The organism is Anabaena sp. CA = ATCC 33047 (assembly GCF_963870205.1).
Classification (GTDB): Bacteria; Cyanobacteriota; Cyanobacteriia; order Cyanobacteriales; family Nostocaceae; genus Trichormus.
The window spans coordinates 25,504-28,094 of record NZ_CAWMSA010000089.1; the positions used below are offsets into that span (position 1 = coordinate 25,504).

General features: G+C 39.7%; 1 protein-coding gene. It reads left to right on the plus strand.

Annotated features, from left to right (window positions below; all coding sequences use genetic code 11):
• Positions 1-2,591 (plus strand): ATP-binding protein (locus AACS98_RS23680; RefSeq protein ID WP_198161186.1); only part of this gene is annotated, 2,591 nt, incomplete at both ends.

Consider the following 2,591-nt stretch of genomic DNA (forward strand, 5'->3'; position numbering starts at 1 on the left):
GAATTTAGCCAATTATTTGCAGACTTCAGTAGAAGTTACTCGCAATAATGCCGATGCGATTAAACTAGGCATTTTGAACTATCAAGATTTATCCACAGTAAAACGCTATTTTTGGCAGCAATCACAAATATTTAATCATATCAATGCCATTGCGATCGCTACCGAGCAGAAAGATATGTTAATTGTGGATAAACATGATGATGGCTCGCGTCTGCTGCGGATCAAAGATAAATCAACTAATAATAAATGGAATAATTACCTGACTGACAATCAAGGCAACAAACTCAAATTAATCCAAAGTGTAAAAGTTTTTGATCCGCATAACGATCCCCCTGGAAATCCTTGGTATGGCGCAGCAAAAAAGGCAGGACGTGGAATTTGGCGGATTGTTGTAGCCAGGATCAGAAAGGATGAAACTAAATTAGTAGCCGCCTATTTTTTACCATTTATTGATCAAAACAATACCTTTCAAGGAGTCCTCAGTTGCGCTTTTTCTCTATCTCAATTAGGGGATTTTCTCAATAGTTTGAAAATTGGTCAAACCGGTCAAGCTTTTGTTATAGAAAAAAGTGGATTGTTAATCGGGACTTCTACAGGAGAAATCCCCTTTACTCCCGATGTAATAAAATCTCTGAATACCGTTAAGGAAAGAGATGACCCCAGCAGATATAGATTGAATTCTGTGAATAGTCGAAATGAAATTACTCAGAAAACTACTAAAAAAATATTGCAGTATTTTGGAAGGTTTGATGACATTAATCAACAGCAAGAACTTACCTTTACAGACGAGCATGGTAAACGCTACTTTGTGAAAATTGTCCCATTCCAGAAACAAAAAGGTTTAGATTGGCTGACAGTGGTTGTCATTCCTGAAGCTGACTTCATGGCAGAAATTCAAGCCAATGCTCGTTCGACAATCATATTATGTAGTTTAACTTTAATTATGGCCACAATCTTAGGTATCATCACAGCCAATTGGATTACGACTCCTATATTGCGATTAAGTCGAGCCAGTCAAGCTTTAGCATTAGGAAAATGGGATAATTCTGATTTAGAAAATGGCTCAAGAGCAATTCAAAGTATTACAGAAGTAGCAACGCTGGCTGATTCTTTTCATAAAATGGCTATTCAGTTACAAACAGCTTTTGAAACTTTAGAACAACGAGTCAAAGAGAGAACAGCAGAATTAGCCATTGCCAAAGAAAAAGCCGAAGTAGCAAATCAAGCCAAAAGTGCATTTATTGCTAATATGAGTCATGAATTGCGTTCTCCTCTAAATGCGATTCTCGGCTTTTCTCAATTAATGATACGCGCTAAAAACTTACCATCGGAACAGTATGAAAATGCTGGGATTATCTATCGTAGTGGCGATTATTTACTCACCCTCATTAATAATATTCTCGATTTATCGAAAATTGAAGCCGGAAAAACTACCCTGAATCCTCAAGACTTTGACTTGTATCGCTTACTCGATGATTTAGAAGATATGCTACATCTGCGGGCAACAAATGCTGGATTGGCTTTGATATTCCAGCGCAGTGACAATGTTCCCCGCTATATCTGCACAGATGCAGTCAAACTACGTCAGGTGTTAATCAATCTACTCAGCAACGCGATTAAATTTACCTCAGAAGGCAACGTCAGTCTACTTGTGTTTGCAGGAGAACAAGAAACCACAGATGTATTTCATATCCATTTTCAGGTGCGTGATACAGGTGTAGGGATTTCCGCCACTGAATTACCCAAATTATTTGATGCGTTTACGCAAGCCCAAGCCGGAAAAGATGCCCAAGAAGGTACAGGATTAGGTTTAGCTATTAGCCGTAAATTTGTGCAACTGATGGGGGGAGATATTTCAGTTGAGAGTGAATTGGGCAAAGGTACAACTTTTCAATTTCATCTTCAGGCGAAATTGGCGCAAGCAACAGTCAGTCAGAGTTCGCAAGCCTATCCGCAAGTGTTGGGGCTAGTTGCCAATCAGCCAACATATAAACTGCTGACAGTAGATGATAAAGCCATTAATCGCCAATTGTTGATGAAGTTACTCATGCCTTTGGGGTTTGAGATGAGAGAGGCGAGTAACGGCAAAGAAGCGATCGCAATTTGGGATGAATGGGAACCGCATTTAATCTGGATGGATATGAGAATGCCTGTCATGGATGGTTATGAAGCGACTAAATATATTAAGTCTACTACCAAAGGTAACGCCACAGCCGTCATCGCCTTGACAGCCAGCGTCTTAGAAGAAGAAAAAGCCATAGTTCTCTCTGCTGGTTGTGATGACTTCCTCCGCAAACCCTTTGCCGAACACACCATTTTTAATGCACTAACTAAACATCTTGGTGTAAAATTTATCTTTGCCGAAAGCCAAACGCCCCTAGTAAATCAGGCAACAGAGACTATCTTGACATCGCAACAGCTAACTTGTATGCCTGAAGAATGGATTACTCAGCTATACACAGCTGCGCTGGAGGCAAATACCAACCAAGTCGTAGAATTGGTAGGAGAAATACCAGATACAGAAACTAATCTGATACAATCACTGACAAAACTGGCTCGACAATTTGAATTTGAGAAGCTGGTTGAGTTAG